Below are 22,918 nucleotides of genomic sequence, written 5' to 3' on the forward strand. Positions count from 1 at the left end.
GGGTGCGATGGTCGCCGATCAGCCGGTGCTCTACGAGCTGCCGGACCACTACCGGAGTCTGCAGGCGGAGGCGCGGGCCCTCGCCGACTCCGTCCGCGACCTGGCGCCCGAGGCGGACGAGGCCGACCGGGTGCACCCGGGGATGCGCGCCGCGCTCGCCGCGAGCGGCCTGGCGGGCGTGCTGGTCCCCGCGGCCTACGGCGGGCGGCACGCGGAGGTCGACTCCCTCGCCGCCACCGTGGTGCGCGAGGCGCTGGCCGCGGTCAGCGCGCACCTGGACTCGCTCTTCGCCATGCAGGGCATCGGGACGTTCGCGCTCGCCCGCGCGGGCACGGACGCGGTCCGGGACCGCTGGCTGCCCGCCGTCGCGTCGATGGACGCCATCGCGGCGCTGGCCGTGACCGAGCCGCACGCCGGCTCCGACCTCAAGGCGTTGCGCACGACCGCCGAGGAGCGCGCCGGCCGGCTCCGGCTCACCGGTCACAAGTCGTTCATCACCAACGCCGGCGACGCCGACACCTACGCCGTGCTGGCGCGGGAGGGCGACGGCTACTCGCTCGTCCTGGTCCCCGCGGACACGCCCGGCCTGACCACCAGCAGCCCCCACCAGATCATCGCGCCGCACGTGCTGGGCGACGTCGTCCTCGACGGCGCCGAGGTGCCCGCCGACCATCGCATCGGCGCCCCCGGCCAGGGGTTCGAGCTGGTGCTGGCCACGCTCGCCACGTTCCGGGTCTCGGTCGCCGGCGCCGCGGTCGGGATGGCGGAGGCCGCCCTGATGGAGGCCGTCCGGCACAGCGTCGGCCGGGAGCAGTTCGGGATGCCGCTGGCCCGCCTCGGGTCCGTCCCGGAGCACCTGGCCACCGCGTGGACCGAGATCGAGATGGCCCGTTCGCTGACGTACCGGGCCGCCGCCGCGGCGGCCCGCGACCCGCTCGCCAACCTGTGGCTGTCGTCCATGGCCAAGGTCGGGGCCACCGAGGCGGCCGGCCGGGTCGTCGACCGGGCGGTGCAGGTCGCCGGCCGGTTCGGGCTGACCCGCGGCACGCCGCTCGAACGGTTCTACCGCGAGGCGCGGCCGATGCGGATCTACGAGGGCTCCACCGAGGTGATCTACGACTCGCTGGCCCGGCAGCTCACCAGGAAGGCCGCCCAATCATGATCATTGATGCGCACTGCCACGTCTGGCCCGACCACATCGCGCCGCGGGTCCTGGCGGGCCGCCCGGCCGGCCTGGACGCCCGGTTCGACGGAACCGTCGCCGGGCTGACCGCCACCATGGACGCGGCGGGCATCGACCACGCGATGACCCTCGGCATCGCCGGGATCGCGAAGAACGTTGAGCGCACCAACGAGTTCATCGGCGCGGTGGACCGGCAGCGGTTCACGCCGTTCGGCACCGTCCATCCGGGGCTGCCGATCGACCGGAACCTGCGCTCGCTGGCCGACAACGGGATCAGCGGGGTCAAGCTGCATCCGCTGTTCCAGGACCTGTCGCTCGCCGATCCGGCGGTGGTGGACCTGGCGCGCGCGCTGGCGGACGCCGGCGTCACCGTGATCACGCACGCGGGCGCGGGCGGCGACGACCGGGCCAACGACCGCGGTGCGCCGCGGCACCTGCGGGCACTGCTCGACGCCGTGCCGCACCTGCGGCTGATCGCCTGCCACTACGGCGGGTACCACCGGCTGGACGAGGCCGAGGAGCTGGTGGTCGGCTCCCGCGCGGTGCTCGAGACCTCCTGGCCGCCCCGCCTGTCCGACCTGGACGCCGACCGGATGCGGGCGATCGTCGCCGCGCACGGCGCCGACCGGATGGTGTTCGGCTCGGACTGGCCGATGGCGGACCCGGCCGCCGAGATCGCCGCCGTCCGGTCCTGGGGCCTGGCCCCGGAGGAGGAGTCGGCGATCCTCGGCGGCACGCTCGCCGCGCTGCTGGGCCTGGCCTGACGTGCCGCGGGAGAGTCCGGCGCGGGCCGTGATCGTGGGCGCGTCACTGGCCGGCGCGCGGACCGCCCAGGGGCTGCGCCGCGGCGGATGGGCCGGCCCGATCACGATGATCGGCGCCGAGCCGCACCCGCCCTACGACCGGCCGCCGCTGTCGAAGGGCTTCCTGCTCGGACGCGTCGACCAGGCCGGGATCGCGCTGCTGTCGGCGGAGCGGTTCGCCGGGCTCGGCGTCGATCTGCGCCTGGGCCGGGCGGCGGTCGGCCTCGACCCGGCCGCCCGGCACGTCGCGCTGGCGGACGGCACGCGGGTCGGCTACGACGCGCTCGTCGTCGCGACCGGGTCCGTCCCGCGCGCCCTGCCGGACCCGGCGATGGACGGGCCGTCCACCGGCGTCCACGTCCTGCGGACGCTCGACGACGCGCTGGCGCTGCGCGCGTCGCTGACCGCCGGGGCGCGTGTCGTCGTGGTCGGCGGCGGCTTCATCGGCGCGGAGATCGCCTCCGCGTGCCGCGCCCTCGATCTGGACGTCGCGATCGTCGAGGCGGACAAGGCGCTGATGGGGCGCGGCCTCGGCGGCCGGCTCGGCACGGCGGCCGCCGTCCGGCACGCCGCGCACGGGGTGCGCGTGCTGCTCGGCCGCCGGGTCGTCCGGCTGCACGGCCGCGCCCGGCCGACGGCGGTCGAACTCGACGACGGCACCGAGCTGCCCGCGGACGTCGTGGTCGTCGGCGTCGGGTCGCGGCCGGCCACGGACTGGCTCGAAGGCTGCGGCCTGACCCTGGACGACGGCGTGGTCTGCGACGAGACGCTGGCCGCCGTCGGCGTCGAGGACGTGTACGCCGTCGGCGACGTCGCCCGCTGGCGGGCCCGCCGGTACGGGACGACCCTGCGCACCGAGCACTGGACCGCGGCGGGGGAGCAGGCCGCGGCCGTCGCGGCGACCCTGTGCGGCACGCCCACCGAGTACGACCCGGTGCCGTACGTGTGGTCCGACCAGTTCGGCGCCAGGCTGCAGATCTTCGGACGGGTGCGTCCGGCCGACGAGGTCGTCGTGCTCGACGGAGACCCCGAGGGCGATCGGTTCGTCGCGGTGGCCGGGGGCGACGGCCGCATGCAGGGCGTCGTCGCGCTCAACGCCGCGAAGGAGGCGGTCCGGCTGCGGCGGTCGCTGTCCGAGGGCGCGTCGTGGCCGTCCGTAGTCGATGATCTCCGCGGCTGAGGGCGACCTCGCGAGTTCGCGCGCAATCTCCCGGAAACAGTTGACCGGCTCTTCCCTGACCGTTATAACGATGCTTATCCTTATCAGAGATTAACGGCCCCGCCGCGAGCACTGGCCGCTCGCCGCCCACGAGGAGACACGAATGACGGGTCGCATGGCAGGCAAGGTCGCCTTCATCACCGGGGCGGCGCGCGGGCAGGGACGCAGCCACGCGGTGCGCCTGGCCGAAGAGGGCGCGGACATCATCGCCGTGGACATCTGCGAGAACATCGACACGGTCACGCCGTACTACCCGCTCGCCACCGAGGACGAACTGGCCGAGACGGCCGCCCAGGTCGAGGCGCTCGGCCGCCGCGTCGTGGCCCGCAAGGCCGACGTGCGCGACCTGGCCGGCCTGCAGAAGGCGTTCGACGAGGGCCTGGCCGAGCTCGGCCGGATCGACACCGTCGTGGCCAACGCGGGCATCGCGACCTACGGCAAGGCATGGGAGCTGACCGCCGAGCAGTGGCGCGACATGATCGACGTCAACCTGACCGGCGTCTTCCACACCGCCCGCGTCGCGATCCCGGCGCTGATCGAGGCCGGCCAGGGCGGATCGATCCTGTTCACCAGCTCGATCGGCGGGCTGAAGGGCGTCCAGCACGTCGCGCACTACGTCGCGGCCAAGCACGGCATCGTCGGCCTGATGCGCACTCTCGCCAACGAGCTGGGCCCGCACCGGGTCCGCGTCAACACCGTGCACCCCACGAACGTCGACACGATCATGATCCAGAACCCCGGCACGTACGCGATGTTCTCGCCGGGCGACCCGGAGCCCAGCCAGGACAAGGCGATGCCCGGGTTCCTCTCGCTCAACACCCTGCCCGTGCCCTGGGTGGAGAGCGCCGACATCAGCAACGCGATCCTGTTCCTGGCCAGCGACGAGGGCCGGTACATCACCGGTGTCGCCCTGCCGGTGGACGCCGGCGCGTACGTGAAGTGATCCGCCCACCCCATCGAACCGAACCGAGGAACACCATGTCCGCACGAGGCGACATCGAGAACGTCTTCCACCGCTGGGCGCTCGCCTACGACGAGAACGACCCGGACACCATGGCGGAGTGCTTCACCGAGGACGCGGTGCTCACCATGACCATCGCCGGCGGCGACCTGATCGGCCCGTTCGACGGCCGGGAGGCCATCATGGGTCTGATGCGCGATTCACTGGCCGCGCAGACCGACCAGCGCCGCCACCTCACCACCAACATCATCATCCGCGCCGAGGACGCCGCCTCGGCCACCACCGAGTCCTACCTGACCCTCATCGCCGTCGAGAACGGCGCCATCCGCGTGCTGTCCAGCGGCAAGTACCAGGACCAGCTCGTCAAGGAGGGCGGCGAGTGGCGGCTGTCCAAGCGGCACATCGCCCTCGACCTGCCCTACTGACGAGGGAGGCCGGACCATGAACCAGGGCTTGATCCCCGCCAAGTGGGCGGCGCTGACGCCGTCCGCTCAGGCGATCTACGACGTCCCGAACGACCGCCGGATCAACTGGCGCGACCTCGACGAGCGGATCCGCCGGCTCGCCAACGGGCTGCGCGGTCTCGGGCTGGAGACCGGCGACCGCATCGCGGTCCTCAGCCGCAACAGCATCGAGTACCAGGAGCTGTACTTCGCGGCCGGCCGCGCCGGACTCGTGCTGCAGCCGCTGAACTGGCGGCTGGCCCCGGCCGAACTGGGCCGGCTGCTGGAGGACGCCCGCCCCAAGCTGGTCGTCGTCGCGCCCGAGTGGCGGGAGACCGCCGCGGAGCTGCAGCGGCTCGTCGACGTGCCGCACTGGCTCCAGTACGGCGCCGGCGACGGCTCGTACGAGGACCTGGTCGCGGCGGCCTCGGACGCCGAGCCGATCTGGACCGACAAGGTCGGCGAGGACGATCCGTTCTTCATCCTGTACACCGGCGGCACCACCGGGGAGTCCAAGGGGGCGCTGCACTCGCACCGCAGCGCCGCCATGGGCATGCTCAACCAGACCGTCGCCGAGCGCATCGTGCCGAGCGACGTGTACATGCTGACCGGGCAGATGTACCACATCCCGATCGTGCTCTCGATGAACTACATGAAGCACGGCTGTCCGCTCGTGCTGGTCAACTTCGAGGCCAAGCAGGCGCTGGAGATCATCGAGGCGGAGCGCGTGTCGGCGTTCCTCGGCATCACCACCATGCTGAACTGGATGATGGCCGTCCCCGGGTTCGCGAACTACGACCTGTCCAGCCTGCGCAACATCCAGTACGGCGGCGGGCCGATGCCGTCCGCGATCGTGCGCGCCGCGCTCGACTCCTTCCCGTGCACGCTCATCCAGGGGTACGGGCAGACCGAGGGCACCACGATGACCTTCCTCTCCCAGGAGGACCACGCGAACGCGGTCGCCGGCCGGAACGAGCACCGGCTGCGCTCCTGCGGTCGCGAGGGGTTCGTCACCGCGGTCCGGGTCGTCGACCCCGAGGGCCGCGAAGTGCCCAAGGACGGCCGCACCACCGGGCAGATCATCGTCCGGTCCGAGGCGAACATGATCGGCTACTACAACCGGCCCGACCTGACCGCCGGCACGCTGCGCGACGGCTGGATGTGGACCGGCGACCTGGCGACCTGGGACGAGGAGAACTACGTCTTCATCGTCGACCGCGCCAAGGACATGATCATCTCCGGTGGGGAGAACATCTACAGCGTGCAGGTCGAGGAGGCCATCGCCAAGCACCCGGCGGTGTTGGAGTGCGCGGTGATCGGCGTGCCCGACGACGAGTGGGGCGAGGCCGTCAAGGCCGTCGTCGTGCTCAAGCCGGACACCGCCGCCACCGAGCAGGAGATCATCGCCGTCGCGCGCGAGAACCTCGCCTCGTACCAGAAGCCGCGTTCGGTGGACTTCGTGGCCGGCCTGCCGAAGGCGCCGACCGGCAAGATCCTCAAGCGGGACCTGCGGGCGCCGTACTGGGCCGAGTCCGACCGGCAGGTGTGACGGCCGTGACGTTCAGCGAGCAGGACCTCGCCGCGATGGTGGGCCGCCGGTTCCCCGGCGGCGCCTACACCATCACGCCGTGGCGGGCCTGGCTCACCGCCGACGCCGTGCTCGCCCCCCAGGGGGGCGAGCACGCCCACCCGGTGTTCGTCTTCATCGCGGCGACCGGCGCCATGGGAGTCTCGTGGGACGAGCTGTTCGAGTGGTTCGGAGCGACCGCCGCGGACGGCCCGCTGTTCGGCGACTGCGACATCGAGATCACCCGCCCGCTGCTCGTCGGCGCGGAGTACCGCGTCGACGGGTTCGTCTACGCGGCCGAGCGCAAGCAGGGCCGCCGGGCCGGGGTCTTCGACCTGGTCCGGTACCAGCTGGAACTGCACGATCAGGCCGACGGCCCGGCGGCGGTCTGCCGCAACTCCATCGTCTTCCCGAGGAGGACCTGATGACCGTGCGGATCGGCGACGAGCTGCCGCCCCGTGACATCCCCTCGGTCGACGCCGAGAAGATGAAGACGATGGCCGCCCTGCTGTCCGACGGCAACCCGATCCACTGGGACGTCGAGGCGGTCCGCGCGGCCGGGCTCGGCGACCGGCCGGTCAACCAGGGCCCCACCAACATGGCCTACGTCCTGGACATGCTGGCGTCGTGGTCGGGCGGACACGACCGGCTGCGCCGGATCCGGTTGCGGTTCACCGGCAACGTCTTCGCCGGCGACCACCTGCGCGCCGCCGGGACGGTCACGGACGTGCGGGACGAGGACGGCGCGACCGTCGCCGACTGCGAGGTCCGGCTGGACGTCGTCGGCGGCGGGACGGTGCTGTCCGGCACGGCGTCGGTGACCTGCGAGCCGCCCGAGCCGCCCGAGCCGCCCGCCCCGGCCGAGACGGGCTGACCGCCGGGCCGAGACGGGCCGACCGCCCGGCCATCTGACACTTTGGAGCACCCGTATGCCCGAATCCTCCGACCGGCTCACGTTCCGGCTCTCCTACGGCGACTGCGACGCCCTGGGTATCGCGTACTTCGCGATGTTCTATCCGTGGATGGAACGCACCTACAGCGGCTGGCTGTACAGCCTGGGCATCCACTCCGCCGACCTCATCGGCCAATTCGGCGTCTACACGGTCGGCATGCGGTCGTCGTGCCGGTACCTCATGCAGTGCGAGGTCTTCGACGAGCTGACCTGCCAGGCCGTCCTCGACCATCTCGGCACCACCTCCTACACCGTCGGCTTCGACTTCGTCCGGGGCGGCGATCTCGTCGCGCACGGCGAGATCGTCTTCGCGGTGCGCAGCCCCGACGGCGTCAAGGCCCCCATCCCGGACGGCATCCTCGACGCGCTGCGCAGCCTGCCGGAGTCCGCGTTCAGGTCTTAACGGAAGGAACAGTCCGATGCCCGTCATCGACATCATGTCCCCCGAATGCCAGGCCGACCCCGCCCCCGTGTGGGCGGCGCTGCGCGAGACCGCGCCACTGTCCTTCCACGAAGGGCTCGACGCCTATGTGATCAGCCGGTACGAGGACGTCGAGCGGGCGTTCAAGGACCCGGTGTTCACGTCCGACAACTACAGCTGGCAGCTGGAGCCCGTGCACGGCCGCACCATCCTGCAGATGGACGGGCGCGAGCACTCGATCCACCGCGGCCTGGTCTCGCCGGCCTTCCGCGGCAGCGAGCTGACCGCCAAGTTCACCCCGGTGATCCGGCACAACGCCCGCGACCTGGTCGACGGGTTCCGGCACGCGGGCGAGGTCGACCTCGTCGACGCCTTCACCACCCGCTTCCCGATCAACGTGATCGTGGACATGCTCGGCCTGCCGAAGACCGACCACGTCCTGTTCCACCGCTGGTACACCGCGATCATGGCGTTCCTCGGCAACCTGTCCCAGGACCAGGGCGTCATCGACCGGGGCCTGCGGACGAAGGAGGAACTGCAGGCGTACATGCTGCCGCACATCGCCGCGCGCCGCGCGGAGCCGCGCGACGACCTGCTGTCCACGCTGTGCACTGCGGAGATCGACGGCGAGCGGATGTCGGAGCTGGAGATCAAGGCGTTCGTCAGCCTGCTGCTCGTCGCCGGCGGCGAGACCACGGACAAGGCGATGGCCAACATGATGCTGAGCCTGGTGAGCGACCCCGAGCAGCTGGCCATGGTCCGCGCGGACCGCGCACTGATCCCGAACGCCTTCGCCGAGACGCTGCGGCACGCGCCGCCCGTCCAGATGATCATGCGGCAGCCGGCCGAGGACGTCGAGCTGTCCGGCGGGACCATCCCCGCCGGCGCCACCGTCATCTGCCTGATCGCCGCCGCGAACCGCGACCCGGAGCGCTACGCCGATCCGGACCGGTTCGACATCACCCGTCCCGACCTGGACTTCGGCAAGGCGTTCGCCGCGGCCGCCAACCACACCGGATTCGCCTTCGGCCGGCACTTCTGCGTCGGCGCGATGCTCGCCAAGACCGAGGTCGAGGTCGCGACCAACGAACTGCTCGACGCGATGGACGACATCGAGCTGCTCGAACCGGCGCAGCCGAGCGGGCTGTTCACCCGGGCGCCGCTGTCGCTGCGGCTGCGGTTCCGGCCCACGTCGTGAACGCGGGCGCCGACGTCGCGCGGGTACCCCCCGGCTGAGCCGAGCACCAGGTCATCGCCGGATGCCGGGGCACGGCGGCGCGCCGCCGTGCCCCGCGGCGGCACGCGCCCGGATCGTCCGGACTGCCTGTGCACCATAATGATGGTTGTCATTGATCCGTCAGAGGGGGCCTGGGTGGCGCAACCGCAGATCAAGCGGGGCCTGAAGGTGGGCGAGGCGGTCGCACAGGACATCGTGCGCAAGATCGGCTCGGAAGGACTGCCCGCCGGCACGCCGCTGCCCTCGGAAGCGCAGATGCTGGAGGAGTACGGAGTCGGCCGCGGTTCGCTGCGCGAGGCGCTGCGGATCCTCGAGGTGCACGGCCTGATCTCCATCAAGCCGGGCCCCGGCGGCGGCCCGATCGTGACGGGCGTCAGCCCGGCCGCCTTCGGCCAGATGTCGACGTTGTACTTCCAGGCCGGCCAGATGACCTTCCGTGAACTCATGGAGGCGCGGCTCGTGATGGAGCCCGTCATGGCCCGCCTCGCCGCCGAGTGCCGGGATCCCGAGGCGCTGTCCCGGCTCGCCGCCCTCGCCGAGGGCACGCCGCTTGAGAACGACGACGAGTACCTCAACTACAGCGGCGACTTCCACCGCCTCGTCGCGTCCATGTCGGGCAACGGGATGCTCAACCTCTTCAGCGCCGCACTGGGAACGATCTTCCATGCGCGGGTCAGCGGGCTGTTCTTTCCCAAGACCCGCCGCGCCAAGGTCCGCGACGCCCACGCGGCGGTCGCCCGTGCCATCGCCGACGGCGACGCCGGCCTCGCCGAGAGCCTCATGCGCGAGCACATGGAGGAGTACGCCGCCTACGTCAAGCGCAGGCAGCCGGCCCTGATGAACGAGATCGTCGGCTGGCGCTGACCGCGCCTCGCACTGCGGCGACCTTCCGGCACCGCCCGGCCGACCGCCGGTAGCGGACGTCGTCAGCGACGCCGGGGGGCGCTGAGCACGACGCCGGGGAGAACCGGCCGACGACGCCGCCCCGCAACATCACCGCCACCGGCGCGCTATTGGTTCTCGGGCAAGGCCCGCGCGCGCTGCTGATGTGGCCGCTGAACACATTCCCGTCCGCCTCCGGATCGCCCCGGCGCGACCGCAGTCGTTCTTCGCCCGGAACCACCCACCAGCGCCAATGCCCCGGAGGGACCCCTGGTGCAGCCAAGCTTGTAACCCTTATAACTTGACGGATGAGCAGTGAGATGCTGGTGAGCCTGGACCTCATGGTCCCGATGCGGGACGGCGTCCGGCTCGCCACCGACGTGTACGGGATGCGGCGAGACCGTCCCGGTCCTGTGATCCTGCAGCGGATCCCGTACGGGAAGTCGTCGACGGGGATCGTGAACAACTGGCTGGACGTCCGCCGTGCCGTCGAGGCGGGCTTCGCCGTCGCGGTGCAGGACACCCGCGGCCGGTTCGCGAGCGAAGGGACGTTCGAGCCGTTCGTCGCCGAGGAGGCGGACGGCGCGGACACGGTCGACTGGCTGGCGCGGCAACCCTGGTGCGACGGGCGCGTGGTGATGGCCGGCGGCTCGTACACGGGCACGACGCAGTGGTCGGCGGCCGCGGCGGGGCCCGCGGGGCTCAAGGCGATCGCGCCGGCCACCACGTCGGCGGACGTACGCGACGGCTGGGCGAGGTCCGGTGGGGCGCTGCAACTGGGGTTCGTCGCGTTGTGGATGGCCGAGTCGCTCGTCCCGTCCGAGTTGGCGCGCCGGGCGGCGCGCGGCGAGGACGTGGCGGCGGCGCGCGCCCTGCTGGCGGAGCTGACGGCGAGTGCGGGAGGCGTGTACGCGGGCCCGCCGGCCGATCTCGCGGCGCGGCTGCTCGACGTGGCGCCGTACGCCGCCGATTGGCTCGGCGGTGACCTGCCGGACCGCGTGCCCCGGCCGGACGAGATCTACCAGGGCGAGGTCCCGGTGCTGAGCATCGGGGGCTGGCACGACATCTTCCTCGACGGGACTCTCGAAGGCCACGTCACCGCGAGCCGTTCGGCGTCGTCGCGGCTGGTGGTCGGCCCGTGGGCGCACGGCGCGCATTCGGGCTGGTTCCCCGAGCGGTGGTTCGGGCCGCGGTCGAGTGCGGCGGCGGTCGACCTCGGCGGCGTCCAGCTGCGGTGGTTCGAGGAGGTGCTGGACGGCGCGGAGGTCACCGGCCCGCCGGTCCGGATCTTCGTCATGGGCGCCGACGAGTGGCGGGACGAGCAGGAGTGGCCGCCGGTCCGGGCGGAGTACGTGCCGTTCCGCCTGGGGGCGGACGCGGCGAAGGGCCTGCTCACCGCCGGGGAGCGGACGGGCCCGGACGAGGTCGAGGTGATCAGGCATGATCCGGCCGACCCCGTGCCGGCCACCGGGGGCGCCACCTACCTGCCGGGCCTGTTCATCTCCGCGAACTCGGGCCCGCGGGACCAGCGAGCGGTCGAGGCGAGGCCGGACGTCCTGTCCTTCACCTCCGCGCCCCTGGAGGCGCCGCTGGAGGCGATCGGGCCGGTGGCCGCGCGGCTGTTCGTCTCCGGGGACGCCGGGCCGGCGGACTTCGTGGCACGGCTGGTCGACGTCGAGCCCGACGGGCGCGCCATGTCGGTGTGCGACGGGATCCTGCGGGTCGACCTGACGGGGGACGTCCGCGAGATCGAGGTGCGCATGTCCTCCACCGCCTACGCGTTCGAGCGGGGCCACCGGATCCGGCTGGACGTCGCGGCGAGCTGCTTTCCGCGCTTCGATCTCGCCGTGCCCGCGGGCTCACCGGTCCGGGAGCAGCGCCTGCACCATGGACCGCTCCATCCCTCCTGCCTCATCTTGCCGGTTATTCCCCTCCCTACCCGTTGACATCGGAGAACGCGGAACGGTTCAATCCTTGCAAGATTAATAATCCTGGGGAGGATGCATGGGGCGCCGTGTGGGCACGCTGGTCGCTTGTTCCGCTTTGCTCGTGTCGGCCCTGTCGGCGTGCGGCGGCGGGTCCGGCGGCGACGACGACAAGATCGTTTTCGGTTTCGTGGGGGCCCTCACCGGGCCGCTGTCCTCCAGCGGGATCGCCGCCCGGGTCGGAGCCGAGGTGGCCGTCGCCAAGGCGAACAAGTCGGGCGGCGCGGGCGATCCCGAAGTGAAGCTCGTCGTCCGCGACACCGGCGGCGACGCGACCAAGGCGGTCGCGGCCACCCGCGAGCTGGCGCAGCAGGGCGCGCAGGCCATCTACTTCACGACCGAGTCGATGCCCGCCGTCCAGGACGTCCTGAACCAGACGAAGATCATCGGCCTGGGCGCCGGCACGGGGCCGATCCTCGCGAAGCTCGGGGAGGGCAAGACCTACAAGTGGGGCTTCAGCGTCGGCGACAACGACGGCGACCCGGCCGTCCAGCCGCTGCTCGACTACGCCTCGAAGAACGCGACCGGCGGAGTCGTGGGGCAGCTCAACGAGGCGTCGGCCTACGGGAAGGGCCAAGTCAAGATCACCGAGGCGCTGGTGTCGCAGCGCTACCCGAACGTGCGCCTGGTCACCTCCGACTTCCCGACCGGCGCCACGTCCGTCACCCGCCAGCTGAACGAGCTGAAGGGCAAGGGCGTGAGCTCGCTGATCACCTGGACCTACGGCGCGGGTCTCGTGCAGACCATGAAGAGCGTGGGCGAGTCCGACTACAACGGCCTGCTCGTCGGGCCCAAGGCCATGGGCGACCCGGCCGTGGTCGCGGCGGCGCCGAAGGAGGTGCTGGCCAAGGCGGTGGGCGGCCCGCTGCCCAAGACGTTCCTGGCGCAGGACGCCGGTCAGCCGGGGACCGGGGCGGCCGGGGAGTTCGTCCAGGGGTACAAGGCCAAGCGCGGGCAGCAGACCTTCTCGGCCATCGACCAGGTGGGCGCCTACGGATACGACGCCGTCACCCTCGTGGTGGCGGCCGCCGCCAAGGCGGGCGGCACCGACCCCGCCGGGATCAAGAAGGCCCTCATGTCCGGGCAGAGCTTCCCCGGCGCGCAGGGCGACTACGTCTACGGGCCCGACAAACGGCTCGGGCTGACCCCCGACCAGCTCGGCCTGTTCCAGCCGCAGTTCCCCTGCGACGCGGGAACCTGCCGGCAAGCGGCGGTCGACTCGTGATCGACGGCCCGAGCCGGAAGGCCGCTGAACGGTGAGCGGGCTGCTCAACGACATCGTCGTGCCCGGGGTGGCGGTGGGGGCGATCTACGCCCTCGTCGCCCTCGGGTTCGCGGTGCTGCAGCGCACGACGGGCGTGCTGAACTTCGCGCACGGCGAGCTGATGATCGCCGGCCCGATCGTGGTGATGGCCGCGACCAGGCTGTGGCACTTCCCCCTGGCCGCCGCCATGCTGCTCGCGGCGGTCGCGGTGATCGGCGTCGCGCTGGTGGAGGAGCGGCTGGCCATCCGCCCGTTCCTGCGCGTCGACAACAGCCTCCCGTGGATCCTGTCCACCCTCGGGACGAGCGTCATCCTGGCCCAGCTGCTGGCCGAGCCGTTCGGCGGCCAGTCGCTGGCGTACCCGCACGGCGCCCCCATCGAGAAGACCAGCCTCGGGCCGCTCCGGATCTCGCCCGCCGAGCTCGTGCTGATCGCCACCCCGGTCGTGCTCGCCGTCCTGCTCGGCCTCCTGTACACGCGCACCCGGGTCGGGCGGATGCTGCGCGCCGTCTCGGAGGACGTGGACGGCGCGGCGGCGATCGGGATCTCGCCCGCGCGGATGTCCCAGATCGCGGCCGGCCTGGCCGGGGCGGTGGCCCTCGTCGCCGGCCTGGTCATCGCACCGACGGAACTGGTGAGCCCGAGCATGGGCCTCGCCTACCTGTTCAACGGGTTCGTGGCCGCCGCCCTCGGCGGGCTGGGCGACCTGCGGGGCGCGCTGCTCGGCGGCCTGGTCGTCGGCCTCGTCGTCCAGATCGCGGACGCCTACGTGGGCAGCCTGCTCATCAACCTGGTGATGTTCGCGGTCCTCCTGCTCGTCTACCTCGTGCGGCCGTTCGGTGTGTTCGGCGGGATGGGAGCGCGGACCGTATGAACGAGTTCCTCCGCGGCCTGCGCGCCGCGCAGGCCGCCGTCGGCGCCCGCGTGACGGCGGGGGCGGCGGCGCTGCCCGCCCCGATCCGCGTGCCGGCGACGAACCCGTGGGTCAACGGCCTCGTCGTGGTGCTCATCGCCTTCGCCCTCATCGCGTCCTGGGGCGGCGGCGCCTACTACAGCTACGTGACCCTGCTGCTCGCCGTGTACGCGATCGCGGCACTGGGCCTCAACATCCCCGCCGGGTTCGGCGGCGCCCTGTCGCTCGGGCAGGGAGCCGCGTTCGCGGTCGGCGCCTACGTGGCCGGCATCCTGACCTCCGAGCTCGGCTGGGTCATCTGGTGGACGCTCCCGGCCGCGCTGGCCGCCGGGTTCGTGGTGGGGCTCGGCATCGGCGCGCCCGCCGGGCGGCTGGGGACCATCGGGCTGGCCATGGTGTCGCTCGGGCTCACCCTGGTGACGACCGACCTCATCCTCGAACTGGATTCGCTCACCGGCGGCACGGCGGGCGTGTCCGGCATCGTCCCGATCGTGGTCCCGGGCGGCGAGCCGACGGAGTCGGAGCTGCTGCTGCCCGCGGTCATCCTGGCGTGCGCCTACCTGGCGTACGTGGCGCACCACCGCATCCGGCACTCGCGGTTCGGCCGCGCGTCCCTCGCCGTGCGCGACGGCGAGGCCGGCGCGATCGCCCTCGGCGTGTCCCCGTACCGCACCCGGGTGCTCGGGTTCGCGCTGGGCTCGGCCCTCGGTTCCCTGGGCGGCGGGCTGTTCGCCTACCTCTCCCTCTACCTGACGCCCAACGCGGTGACCGCGCAGCTGTCCATCCTGCTGCTGGTGATGGTGATCCTCGGCGGGGCCGGGTCGGTGTACGGGCCGCTGCTCGGCGCCGTGATCCTGACCCTGGTCCCGCTCGAACTGACGGCGTTCCCGGGAGTCAACGCCTACCTGTACGGGGCGCTGCTGATCGTGCTCATGCTGCTGCGCCCGCGGGGGCTGCTGAGCGGCACGAGCGCCGCTGTCCCCGCCCCGTCCGGCGGCGGGGCCGCCGAGACCGGCGGGCCGTCCGCCGCGGGGCCCGCGCCGGACGGAGGGGCGCCCGTGCTGGTCGCCCGCGACGTGGCGAAGTCCTTCGGCGGAGTCCGCGCGCTGGACGGCGTCGACCTGGAGGTGGGCCGAGGCAAGGTGCTCGGGCTCGTCGGGCCCAACGGCTCCGGGAAGACGACGCTGCTCAACGTCCTGTCCGGGTTGTACGCCCCGACGACCGGGACCGTCACGCTCGACGGGGACGACCTCGTCGGGACGCGGCCGCACGAGATCGCGCGGCACGGGGTGGGCCGGACGTTCCAGATCCCGAAGACGTTCCCGGGCCTCGGCGTCGGGGAGCACTTCGCGCTGCACCGGCGCGCCGGCGCTCCGGCCGCCGCGGGCTGGGCGATGGCGTCCGCACTGCTCGAAGCGGGCGGGATCGATTCCGCCGACCCCGCCGCGATGCGGAGCGAGGCCCGCCGGCTGAGCCACGGGCAGCTGCGGTTCCTGGAGATCGCCGTCGCCGTGCACGCCGGACCCCGCGTGCTGCTGCTCGACGAGCCCGCCGCCGGCCTGGCCTCGGCCGAGATCGACCGGCTCGCGGAGTGCATCCGCACGCTGGCCGGCACCGGGTGCGCGGTCATCGTGGTCGAGCACCACCTCGACTTCGTCCGGCGGCTGGTCGACGAGGTGATCGTGCTCGAACTCGGCAAGGTGCTCTGGAAGGGGCCGCCCGGCGAGCTCGCGAGCGCCGACGCCGTCCGTACCGCCTACCTGGGAGAGAAATGACCGGCGCCGCGCTGAGCCTGTCGGAGCTCGTCGTCTCGTACGGCGGCATCACGGCCGTGCACGGGGTCTCGTTCGAGGTGCCGGAGGCCGCCTGCGTGGGGGTGCTGGGCGCCAACGGGGCCGGCAAGACCTCCCTGCTGCGGGCGGCCGGCGGGCTCGAACCCGTCCGCGGCGGCCGCGTCCGGCTGAACGGGACGGACGTCACCGGGAAGGACGCGGCGGCGCGGGCCCGTGCCGGGCTCGGGCACGTCCTCGAAGGGCGGCGAGTGTTCCCCGGCCTCTCGGTGCGGGACAACCTCGCCCTCGGTGCGACCGCGGTGCGGGCCCGGTCGTCGAAGTACACCGTCGACGGCGTGCTCGCGCTGCTCCCGGAGCTGGCGCCGCACCTCGGCAAGGTCGCGGGGGCGCTCAGCGGCGGGCAGCAGCAGATGCTGGCCATCGGTCGCGCGCTGGTCGGCGGCCCCCGCGTCCTGCTGATGGACGAGCCGACCAACGGCCTCTCGCCCGCCCTCGTGAACCGCGTCGAGGAGATCATCGTGCGGATCACGGAGGAGGGCACCGCCGTGCTGCTCGTCGAGCAGCGCCTTGAGGTCGCCAAGGCGGTCTGCTCCCGGGTCCACATCCTGCAACGCGGCCGGCTGGTCGGCTCCAGCACCCCCGCCGACCCCGACCTGGACCGCGACCTGCAGGACGCCTACCTGTCGTGACCCTCGCGGGCGAACGGTCCCTTGACCGGGGCCCGGAGGGTGATCTTCTTGATCACGACGTCGGTGGGGAGCCTGCTCAGCCAGTCGACGACCTCGGCGACCCGGACCGCCTCCAACTGGAACGGGGAGGTGCCCGGCAGGTCGAGCAGCGGGGTCGCGGTCGGGCCGGGGGCGACGACGTGCACGGCGACGCCCTTGGGCTCGAGTTCGGCGGCGAGCGACTCGGCGAACCGTTCGAGCCCCGCCTTGGAGGCCGCGTACGCGGACAGGTTCGGCTGCCCCTTGTCGGCCGCGACCGACGACACGAGGACGATGCGGGAGCCGGGCTCCAGCACCGGGATCAGCTCGCGGGCCAGGAGGAACGCGCCTCGCAGGTTGACCGACAGGACGTGGTCCCAGTCCTCGACGCCGGTGCGGTGCACGGGGGAGGGGCGCATCACGCCGGCCGAGTAGACGACCAGTCCGGGGCCGCGGCCGCGCTCGCGGACGATCTCGCCCAGCCGCCGCATGTCCTCGGCGGAGGTGACGTCGGCGGCGACGAACTCCCCGCCGATCTCGTCGGCGAGCGCGCGCAGCCGGTCCGCACGGCGGGCCACGAGGAGCACCTCGTACTGCCCGGCCAGGATCCGGGCCGTCTCCGCGCCGATTCCGGACGACGCTCCCACGACGATCGCCAGCCTCTTGGCATCCATCCGACCGACCTCGCTCTCCGGCGCCGATCCCCCGCCGGCGACCCGTCGGACCGTAACATAATCCGGCTTGTCCTTTTAATACTTTCAAGGTTAGACTCCGAATCATGATCGGCGAGGACAGCGATCCGCGGCCGCGTCCCATCCTGGTGACCGGGGCGGCGAGCGGCATCGGGCGATGCACCGCCGAGCTGCTGGCCGGCCGCGGGCACCCGGTCGCCGTGACGGACCGGGACCTGGACGGCGCCGAGAAGGTCGCGGGTTCGATCCGCGACGGCGTCGGCACGGCCCACGCGTTCCTGCTGGACGTCACCGACACCGCCACGATCCGCTCGGCGCTCGCCGGGGCGGCCGAACGGTTCGGCGGCCTCGGCGGGCTGGTCAACAACGCGGGGTGGACGCTCAACGTCCCCTTGGCAGAGCACGACGAGGACCTCGTCGACGCGCTCCTGGCGATCAACCTCAGCGGGCCGATCAAGGTCACCCGCGAGGCCGTGCCGGCCCTGCGCGCGTGGGGCGACGGCCGCATCGTCAACGTCGCCTCGGACTCGGCGCGGACCGGCATGTCGAACGGCGCGGCGTACACCGCCGCCAAGGGCGGGATGCTCGCGCTCACCAGGTCGCTCGCGCGCGAACTCGCCCGGGACGAGATCACGGTCAACACCGTGTCGCCGGGGATCATCGACACTCCGCTGCTCGCCGACTCCATGCGGGAGGCCCCCGGGATGCTGGACCGGCTGCGCCGCGGCATCCCGATGCGCAGGCTCGGCTCGCCGGCCGACGTGGCGTCGGCCATCGCCTACTTCTGCGGCCCCGACGCGGGCTACGTGACGGGGCAGACCCTGTCGGTGAGCGGCGGAATGGTCATCATCTGAGCCCGCCGGCGTCGCCGGCGCACATGATCGCCGAGGAGAGTGACCGTGACCCCGAAGAAGACGCCGGCCGCCGGTGTGCCGGATCTGACGTCCCTGACCGCGCGCTGGGAGGACGGCGGCCGGATCCTGCTGGTGACCCTGAACCGGCCGGACCGGCTGAACGCCTTCGACGCGCGGATGATGCGTGAGCTGAGCGCGCTGTGGGACGCGGTCGCCGGGAATCCCGACGTCCGCTGCGTCGTCGTGACGGGCGCCGGGAAGGGCTTCTGCGCCGGCGCCGACGCCTCGATGCTGGAGTCGACCCGCACGGAGTACGGGGCGACCTCGGCGGAGGAGCTCGCGTTCCTGCCGCGGCACCGGATCGAGGTCCCGGTCGTCGTCGCGGTGAACGGGGTGTGCGCCGGCGGCGGGCTGCACTTCGCCGCCGAGGGCGACATCGTGATCGCCGGGGAGAGCGCCTCGTTCCTCGACCCCCACGTGACGATGGGGCAGGTCACCGCCCTGGAACCGGTGATGCTCGCGCTGCGGGCGCGGTTCGACGCGATCACGCGGATGGCGCTGCTCGGCCGGTCCGAGCGGCTCGGCGCGGCGGCGGCGAAGGAGGCGGGCCTGGTCTCCGAGGTCGTCCCCGACGGGGTGCTGCTCGACCGGGCCCTGGAACTGGCCCGCCTGATCGCCGCGAACTCGCCGGCCGCCGTCCGGCGCAGCCGGAAGGCGCTGGTGGACGTCGAGGAGACGCTCCTGCGCGCGGTCATGGACCGCGGCTGGGACTCGATCCGCGCGCACTGGGCGCATCCGGACGCGACCGAGGGGCCCGCCGCCTTCCTCGAACGCCGCGTCCCCGTCTGGGGCTCGCGGCCATGACCGGCGGGAGCGGCGTGCTGGCGCGGAGCAGGTTCGAGAAGTACCGGCAGCCCGAGCGGCTGCGGACGGCGTGGCGGCGGGCGGGGCTGACCGACGACTCCGTGGTGGGCGAGCGGCTCATCGCGTGCCTCGACCAGTTCCCCGACGCGACCGCGATCATCGACGGCGACGTCAGGTTGACGAACCGGGAGCTGCGGAGCCGGGCGAACGCGCTGGCCGCGGTCTTCCGGGACGCCGGGATCGGGCCGGGCGACGTGGTGGCCTGGCAGGTCCCCAACTGGTGGGAGGCCGCCACGGTGGCGCTGGCCACCTGGCAGGTGGGCGCCGTCAACAACCCGATCGTCATGATCTACCGGGAGCGCGAGCTCCGGCAGATCCTCGCCGAGCTGCGCCCGGCGGCGGTGGTGACTCCCGTCGAGTTCCGCGGGCACGCCCACACCGCCCTGTTCGACGCCGTCCTGGACGGGCCCGGGGCGGCGTCGCCGCGGCTGCGGCTGGCGGTGCGCGGGACCGCTCCGGGGTGGACCGAGCTGGCCCCGCTCCTCGACCGGCCGGCCCCCGAGGTCGCCGTGCCGGAGGCGGTCACGGCGGAGGACCCGTGCGTGGTGGCGTACACCTCGGGGACGACCGCGCGCGCCAAGGGCGTCGTCGTCGACTCGGTGGGCCTGCTCGCCGAGACCCGCCAGATGCGGGAGACCTGGGGCGTCTGCCGGCGCGACGTCAGCTTCATGCCCGCGCCGTTCGCCCATCTGACCGGACTGATCGTCGGGTTCACCATGCCCGTCACCGCCGGGGCCCCCGTGGTCCTCCAGGACGTGTGGGACGCCCGGCGGGCGGTGCGGCTCATCGAGGCGGAGGGGTGCACGATCTCCTCCGGCACCCCCGTCTTCCTGCGGGAGATCCTGGCCGCCTACGAGGCCGCCGGGGCGGCGCGGGTGTCGCTGCGGGGGTACTCGGTCGGCGGCGCGGCGACGGATCCGGCGCTGATCGACCGCGCCGAGAAGCTCGGGCTGCGGGCCTGGCGCTGCTACGGCTCGACCGAGCACATGAGCACGACGATCGCGGGCCACGCCACGCCGCTGGCCGTCCGCCGCGATACCGACGGCCCGGTCGGCCCTGGCTCGGAGGTGAGCGTCGTCGATGAGTCGGGCGCACCGCTGGGCGCCGGCGCGGAAGGGCTGATCCGGGTCCGCGGGCCTGAGCGGATGCTCGGCTACGTGGACGAGGGCGACAGCGCCGCGGCGCTCGATCCGGCCGAGGGCTGGTTCGTGACCGGCGACGTCGGCCGGGTCGACGAGGACGGGAACGTCCTGATCACCGGCCGGGTCAAGGACATCATCAACCGGGGCGGCGAGAAGTTCTCGGCGCGCGAGATCGAGGAGGCCGTGCTCGCGCATCCCGGCGTCCTGCACGTGGCGGTCGTTCCGGGGCCCGACGCGCGCTACGGCGAGGTCCCGGTCGCGTTCTATGTGGGCGGCCCCGACACCGAGGCGCCGGGGACCGAGGAGCTCGCGGAGTTCGTCCGGGCGCGCGGGATGGCCCGCCAGAAGGTGCCGGTGGCATGGTTCGCGCTCGGCGAGCTGCCGACCACGGCGTTCGGCAAGGTCCGCAAACAGGAGCTGGTGGCCCGCATCCCGAAGCGCTAGCCCGACCGGGGCGGGCGTGGGCGGAGACTGGCCCTACTCGTACCTATCAATCCTTGCTAGGATAGCAAGTATTGCAGCCATGCGATCGGAGGATGGCGGTGCCTGAGAGGTTTGCCGACCAGGTCGTGCTGGTGACCGGAGCCGTGCAGGGGATCGGACGGGCGGTCGCGGAGCGGGTGGCGTCCGAGGGCGCCCGGGTGGCGCTCCTCGACCTGCCGGGCTCGCCGGTCTCCGGCGTCGCGGCCGGGATCGACGCCACCGGGGACCGGGCCCGCCCGTACGAGGTCGACGTCACCGACGCCAAGGCGTTCGGGTCCTGCGTCGCGGACGTCGCCGGGGCTTGGGGGCGTATCGACGGCCTGGTCAACAACGCCGGGGTCAACGGCCCCAGCGCCCCCGTCGAGGACTACCCGGAGGACGAGTTCGACCGGGTGATCGCCGTCAACCTGAAGGCGGTCTGGCTCGGCACCCGCGCGGTGTTCCCGCACCTCAAACGGGCCGGCGGGGCCATCGTCAACCTCGCCTCCACCGCCGGCATGGCCGGCTACCCCGGCCGGGCGCCCTACAGCGCGACCAAGCACGCGGTGATCGGCCTGACCAAGGCGACCGCCGTGGAGGGCGCGCCCTTCGACGTCCGGGTCAACTGCGTCTGCCCTTCCGGGGTGGAGACGCCGATGATGCTCGACGCGGAGCGCGCGGCGGGCGCCGACCGGACGCGCGTCCGGGAGGCGTTCCTGGCGAGCAAGCCGCTCGGCCGGTACGCGCGGCCCGCGGAGATCGCGGCGCTGATCGCCTTCCTGCTCAGCCCGGAGGCCGGCTACATCACGGGCGCCCCGTACCTGATCGACGGCGGTCAGATAGCCCGCCCCTGATGCGCAGACGGTGACCAAGCGAGGAGATGGTGAAGCCTTGACCGGACAGGTGCCAACGTGAGTCCGCCGGACCGGGATGTGATCGTCATCGGCGCCGGGATGGGCGGCGTCTACGCGGCCCACCGGCTGATGGGCCAGGGGCTGTCGGTGCTCGGCATCGAGAGCGCGCCCGAGGTCGGGGGAGTCTGGTACCACAACGCCTACCCCGGCGCCCGCGTCGACCTGGAGAGCCACTACTACTGCTACCTCTTCGACGACGATCTGTACCGCGAGTGGAAGTGGAGCGAGCGGTACGCGGCGCAGCCGGAACTCCTGCGGTACCTGAAGCACTTCGCCGACAGGTTCGACGTCCGGCGGCACTTCCGGTTCGGCACCTCGGTGGTGGGCGCGCGCTGGGACGAGGACGGACGGCGCTGGGCCGTGCAGACCGATGCGGGCGACGTCGTCACCGCGCGGTTCCTGGTCTCGACGACCGGCCAGCTGTCCAAGTCCCGCGATCCCGGATTCCCGGGGCTCGACACGTTCCGCGGCCGGTGGGTGCAGACGTCCCACTGGCCTCAGGACGGCGTCGACCTGAAGGGGAAGAAGGTAGGGATCGTCGGGACGGGGTCGTCGGGCGTCCAGGCGGCGACGGCGATCGCCGCCCAGGCCGAGCGCCTCGTCGTGTTCCAGCGGACGCCGAACTACTCGGTGCCGGCGCACAACGGGCCCGCGGACCACGAGTTGCAGGCCGAGCTGGCCGGCGACCTGGCCACGGTGCGCGCGAAGGTCGCCGCGGCGCCCGCCGGCAACCTCACCCCGGCCTATGCCGGCCGCGCGGCCGACTTCTCCGCGAAGCAGCGCCGCGATCTGCTCGACGAGCGCTGGGCGTTCGGCGGCCAGCCGCTGCTGGCGCTGTTCACCGACCAGGGCACCAACCTGGAGGCCAACCGGATCGTGGGCGACTACGTTCGCGCCAAGGTGCGCGAGGTCGTCAAGGACCCGGAGGTGGCCGACCGGGTGGTGCCGGACGCCTACCCGATCGGGACCCGGCGGCTCTGCGTGGACACGGGCTACTACGAGATCTTCAACCAGGACAACGTGACCCTGGTGGACGTCAGGTCCGACCCGATCCGGCGGATCACCCCCGGCGGCATCGAGACGAAGGACGCCTCCCACGACCTCGATGTCATCGTGTTCGCGCTCGGGTTCGAGGCCTTCACCGGCGCGCTGGACCAGGCCGGTGTCCGCAACGCGGCCGGTGAGCTGGTCAGCGACGGCTGGCAGCGCGGCCCGGAGACCTATCTGGGGCTCATGACGGCGGGCTTCCCCAACCTCTTCCTGATCACCGGGCCGGGCAGCCCGTCGGTCCTGGCGAACATGAACGTGCACAACGTCCAGCACCTCGACTTCGTGGGCGACCTGATCGAGCACGCGCGCGAGCGCGGAGCCGACCGGATCGAGCCGACGCGGCGGGCGCAGAGCGAATGGACCGCGCACGCCGCCGAGGTGGCCGGGCCGCTGATCCGGCGGCAGGTCGACAACTACATGGTGCACGTGAACAAGGACGACGGTTCGCGGGTCTTCCTCCCTTACGGGGGCGGATTCCACCAGTACGTCCGCCGGTGCGCAGAGGTCGCCACGACCGGCTTCCGCGGTTTCGACATGCGATGAGAGGCCG

At 72.7% G+C, this 22,918-nt stretch carries 22 protein-coding genes; 21 read left to right on the forward strand and 1 reads right to left on the reverse strand.

Translation table 11 applies throughout. The features are described 5' to 3' along the window. The first annotated feature begins 7 nt into the window (after positions 1–7). The 16 genes from ACA511_RS18815 (at position 8) to ACA511_RS18890 (ending at position 16,312) form a co-directional block, all read left to right on the forward strand. Positions 8–1,162 carry an acyl-CoA dehydrogenase family protein gene (locus ACA511_RS18815; protein WP_375025684.1) on the forward strand — a complete coding sequence of 385 codons (1,155 nt, stop codon included), beginning with the start codon at positions 8–10 and terminating at the stop codon, positions 1,160–1,162. After that, complete coding sequence (locus tag ACA511_RS18820; protein ID WP_375025685.1) at positions 1,159–1,947, forward strand: amidohydrolase family protein; 789 nt, start codon at positions 1,159–1,161, stop codon at positions 1,945–1,947. The genes ACA511_RS18815 and ACA511_RS18820 overlap by 4 nt, the downstream gene beginning before the upstream one ends. Before the next feature lies 1 nt (position 1,948). After that, on the forward strand, positions 1,949–3,166 hold the full coding sequence (locus ACA511_RS18825) for an NAD(P)/FAD-dependent oxidoreductase (RefSeq protein WP_375025686.1): 1,218 nt from the start codon (positions 1,949–1,951) through the stop codon (positions 3,164–3,166). A gap of 142 nt (positions 3,167–3,308) precedes the next feature. After that, a complete protein-coding gene (locus ACA511_RS18830) occupies positions 3,309–4,148 on the forward strand; it encodes a mycofactocin-coupled SDR family oxidoreductase (protein WP_375025687.1) in 840 nt (279 codons plus the stop codon). A 35-nt stretch (positions 4,149–4,183) separates the two neighbouring features. After that, positions 4,184–4,591, forward strand: coding sequence for a nuclear transport factor 2 family protein (locus tag ACA511_RS18835; RefSeq protein ID WP_375025688.1), 408 nt, complete (start codon positions 4,184–4,186; stop codon positions 4,589–4,591). A gap of 16 nt (positions 4,592–4,607) precedes the next feature. Then, positions 4,608–6,158: an AMP-binding protein gene (locus ACA511_RS18840; protein WP_375025689.1), complete on the forward strand. Its 1,551-nt coding sequence runs from the start codon at positions 4,608–4,610 to the stop codon at positions 6,156–6,158. Between the two features lie 5 nt (positions 6,159–6,163). Further along, positions 6,164–6,601, forward strand: coding sequence for a hypothetical protein (locus tag ACA511_RS18845; RefSeq protein WP_375025690.1), 438 nt, complete (start codon positions 6,164–6,166; stop codon positions 6,599–6,601). After that, the gene (locus ACA511_RS18850; RefSeq protein WP_375025691.1) at positions 6,601–7,050 is read left to right on the forward strand and encodes a MaoC family dehydratase; all 450 of its coding nucleotides are present in this window, start codon (positions 6,601–6,603) and stop codon (positions 7,048–7,050) included. Before ACA511_RS18845 ends, ACA511_RS18850 begins: the two co-directional genes overlap by 1 nt. Positions 7,051–7,105: 55 nt before the next feature. Continuing rightward, the gene (locus tag ACA511_RS18855) at positions 7,106–7,531 is read left to right on the forward strand and encodes an acyl-CoA thioesterase (protein ID WP_375025692.1); all 426 of its coding nucleotides are present in this window, start codon (positions 7,106–7,108) and stop codon (positions 7,529–7,531) included. Positions 7,532–7,547: 16 nt separating this feature from the next. Beyond that, positions 7,548–8,747 carry a cytochrome P450 gene (locus ACA511_RS18860; RefSeq protein WP_375025693.1) on the forward strand — a complete coding sequence of 400 codons (1,200 nt, stop codon included), beginning with the start codon at positions 7,548–7,550 and terminating at the stop codon, positions 8,745–8,747. Positions 8,748–8,921: 174 nt separating this feature from the next. Continuing rightward, positions 8,922–9,650, forward strand: a complete 729-nt coding sequence (locus ACA511_RS18865) for a FadR/GntR family transcriptional regulator (protein ID WP_375025694.1) — start codon at positions 8,922–8,924, stop codon at positions 9,648–9,650. Positions 9,651–9,976: 326 nt separating this feature from the next. Beyond that, the gene (locus ACA511_RS18870) at positions 9,977–11,614 is read left to right on the forward strand and encodes a CocE/NonD family hydrolase (RefSeq protein ID WP_375025695.1); all 1,638 of its coding nucleotides are present in this window, start codon (positions 9,977–9,979) and stop codon (positions 11,612–11,614) included. Positions 11,615–11,672: 58 nt separating this feature from the next. Further along, entirely contained in the window at positions 11,673–12,878 is a 1,206-nt protein-coding gene (locus ACA511_RS18875) for an ABC transporter substrate-binding protein (protein ID WP_375025696.1), read from the forward strand. A 31-nt stretch (positions 12,879–12,909) separates the two neighbouring features. Next, positions 12,910–13,791, forward strand: coding sequence for a branched-chain amino acid ABC transporter permease (locus ACA511_RS18880; protein ID WP_375025697.1), 882 nt, complete (start codon positions 12,910–12,912; stop codon positions 13,789–13,791). Next, on the forward strand, positions 13,788–15,605 hold the full coding sequence (locus ACA511_RS18885; RefSeq protein WP_375025698.1) for an ATP-binding cassette domain-containing protein: 1,818 nt from the start codon (positions 13,788–13,790) through the stop codon (positions 15,603–15,605). The genes ACA511_RS18880 and ACA511_RS18885 overlap by 4 nt, the downstream gene beginning before the upstream one ends. Beyond that, positions 15,602–16,312 carry an ABC transporter ATP-binding protein gene (locus ACA511_RS18890; protein WP_375025699.1) on the forward strand — a complete coding sequence of 237 codons (711 nt, stop codon included), beginning with the start codon at positions 15,602–15,604 and terminating at the stop codon, positions 16,310–16,312. The genes ACA511_RS18885 and ACA511_RS18890 overlap by 4 nt, the downstream gene beginning before the upstream one ends. Here ACA511_RS18890 and ACA511_RS18895 read toward each other — a convergent pair. After that, positions 16,300–17,004, reverse strand: coding sequence for an SDR family oxidoreductase (locus ACA511_RS18895; RefSeq protein ID WP_375025700.1), 705 nt, complete (start codon positions 17,002–17,004; stop codon positions 16,300–16,302). The genes ACA511_RS18890 and ACA511_RS18895 overlap by 13 nt on opposite strands. A gap of 104 nt (positions 17,005–17,108) precedes the next feature. On the opposite strand from ACA511_RS18895, the gene ACA511_RS18900 reads away from it, so the two are divergent. The 5 genes from ACA511_RS18900 (at position 17,109) to ACA511_RS18920 (ending at position 22,911) form a co-directional block, all read left to right on the forward strand. Next, entirely contained in the window at positions 17,109–17,876 is a 768-nt protein-coding gene (locus ACA511_RS18900) for an SDR family NAD(P)-dependent oxidoreductase (protein ID WP_375025701.1), read from the forward strand. A 45-nt stretch (positions 17,877–17,921) separates the two neighbouring features. Next, positions 17,922–18,740, forward strand: a complete 819-nt coding sequence (locus ACA511_RS18905) for an enoyl-CoA hydratase/isomerase family protein (RefSeq protein ID WP_375025702.1) — start codon at positions 17,922–17,924, stop codon at positions 18,738–18,740. Further along, a complete protein-coding gene (locus ACA511_RS18910; protein WP_375025703.1) occupies positions 18,737–20,386 on the forward strand; it encodes a class I adenylate-forming enzyme family protein in 1,650 nt (549 codons plus the stop codon). The genes ACA511_RS18905 and ACA511_RS18910 overlap by 4 nt, the downstream gene beginning before the upstream one ends. Before the next feature lie 98 nt (positions 20,387–20,484). Beyond that, positions 20,485–21,258: an SDR family NAD(P)-dependent oxidoreductase gene (locus tag ACA511_RS18915; protein ID WP_375025704.1), complete on the forward strand. Its 774-nt coding sequence runs from the start codon at positions 20,485–20,487 to the stop codon at positions 21,256–21,258. A 57-nt stretch (positions 21,259–21,315) separates the two neighbouring features. After that, a complete protein-coding gene (locus tag ACA511_RS18920) occupies positions 21,316–22,911 on the forward strand; it encodes a flavin-containing monooxygenase (protein ID WP_375025705.1) in 1,596 nt (531 codons plus the stop codon). The last annotated feature ends 7 nt before the right edge of the window (positions 22,912–22,918 follow it).

It is taken from the genome of Actinomadura sp. GTD37 (genome assembly GCF_041951365.1).
Taxonomy (GTDB): domain Bacteria; phylum Actinomycetota; class Actinomycetes; order Streptosporangiales; family Streptosporangiaceae; genus Spirillospora.

Bases quoted from the DNA above. Each gene is read 5' to 3' on its own strand.
- ACA511_RS18815 (WP_375025684.1), top strand. From the start codon at position 8: ATGGTCGCCGATCAGCCGGTGCTCTACGAGCTGCCGGACCACTACCGG.
- ACA511_RS18820 (WP_375025685.1), top strand. From the start codon at position 1,159: ATGATCATTGATGCGCACTGCCACGTCTGGCCCGACCACATCGCGCCG.
- ACA511_RS18830 (WP_375025687.1), top strand. From the start codon at position 3,309: ATGACGGGTCGCATGGCAGGCAAGGTCGCCTTCATCACCGGGGCGGCG.
- ACA511_RS18835 (WP_375025688.1), top strand. From the start codon at position 4,184: ATGTCCGCACGAGGCGACATCGAGAACGTCTTCCACCGCTGGGCGCTC.
- ACA511_RS18840 (WP_375025689.1), top strand. From the start codon at position 4,608: ATGAACCAGGGCTTGATCCCCGCCAAGTGGGCGGCGCTGACGCCGTCC.
- ACA511_RS18850 (WP_375025691.1), top strand. From the start codon at position 6,601: ATGACCGTGCGGATCGGCGACGAGCTGCCGCCCCGTGACATCCCCTCG.
- ACA511_RS18855 (WP_375025692.1), top strand. From the start codon at position 7,106: ATGCCCGAATCCTCCGACCGGCTCACGTTCCGGCTCTCCTACGGCGAC.
- ACA511_RS18860 (WP_375025693.1), top strand. From the start codon at position 7,548: ATGCCCGTCATCGACATCATGTCCCCCGAATGCCAGGCCGACCCCGCC.
- ACA511_RS18870 (WP_375025695.1), top strand. From the start codon at position 9,977: ATGAGCAGTGAGATGCTGGTGAGCCTGGACCTCATGGTCCCGATGCGG.
- ACA511_RS18875 (WP_375025696.1), top strand. From the start codon at position 11,673: ATGGGGCGCCGTGTGGGCACGCTGGTCGCTTGTTCCGCTTTGCTCGTG.
- ACA511_RS18885 (WP_375025698.1), top strand. From the start codon at position 13,788: ATGAACGAGTTCCTCCGCGGCCTGCGCGCCGCGCAGGCCGCCGTCGGC.
- ACA511_RS18890 (WP_375025699.1), top strand. From the start codon at position 15,602: ATGACCGGCGCCGCGCTGAGCCTGTCGGAGCTCGTCGTCTCGTACGGC.
- ACA511_RS18895 (WP_375025700.1), bottom strand. From the start codon at position 17,004: ATGGATGCCAAGAGGCTGGCGATCGTCGTGGGAGCGTCGTCCGGAATC.
- ACA511_RS18900 (WP_375025701.1), top strand. From the start codon at position 17,109: ATGATCGGCGAGGACAGCGATCCGCGGCCGCGTCCCATCCTGGTGACC.
- ACA511_RS18910 (WP_375025703.1), top strand. From the start codon at position 18,737: ATGACCGGCGGGAGCGGCGTGCTGGCGCGGAGCAGGTTCGAGAAGTAC.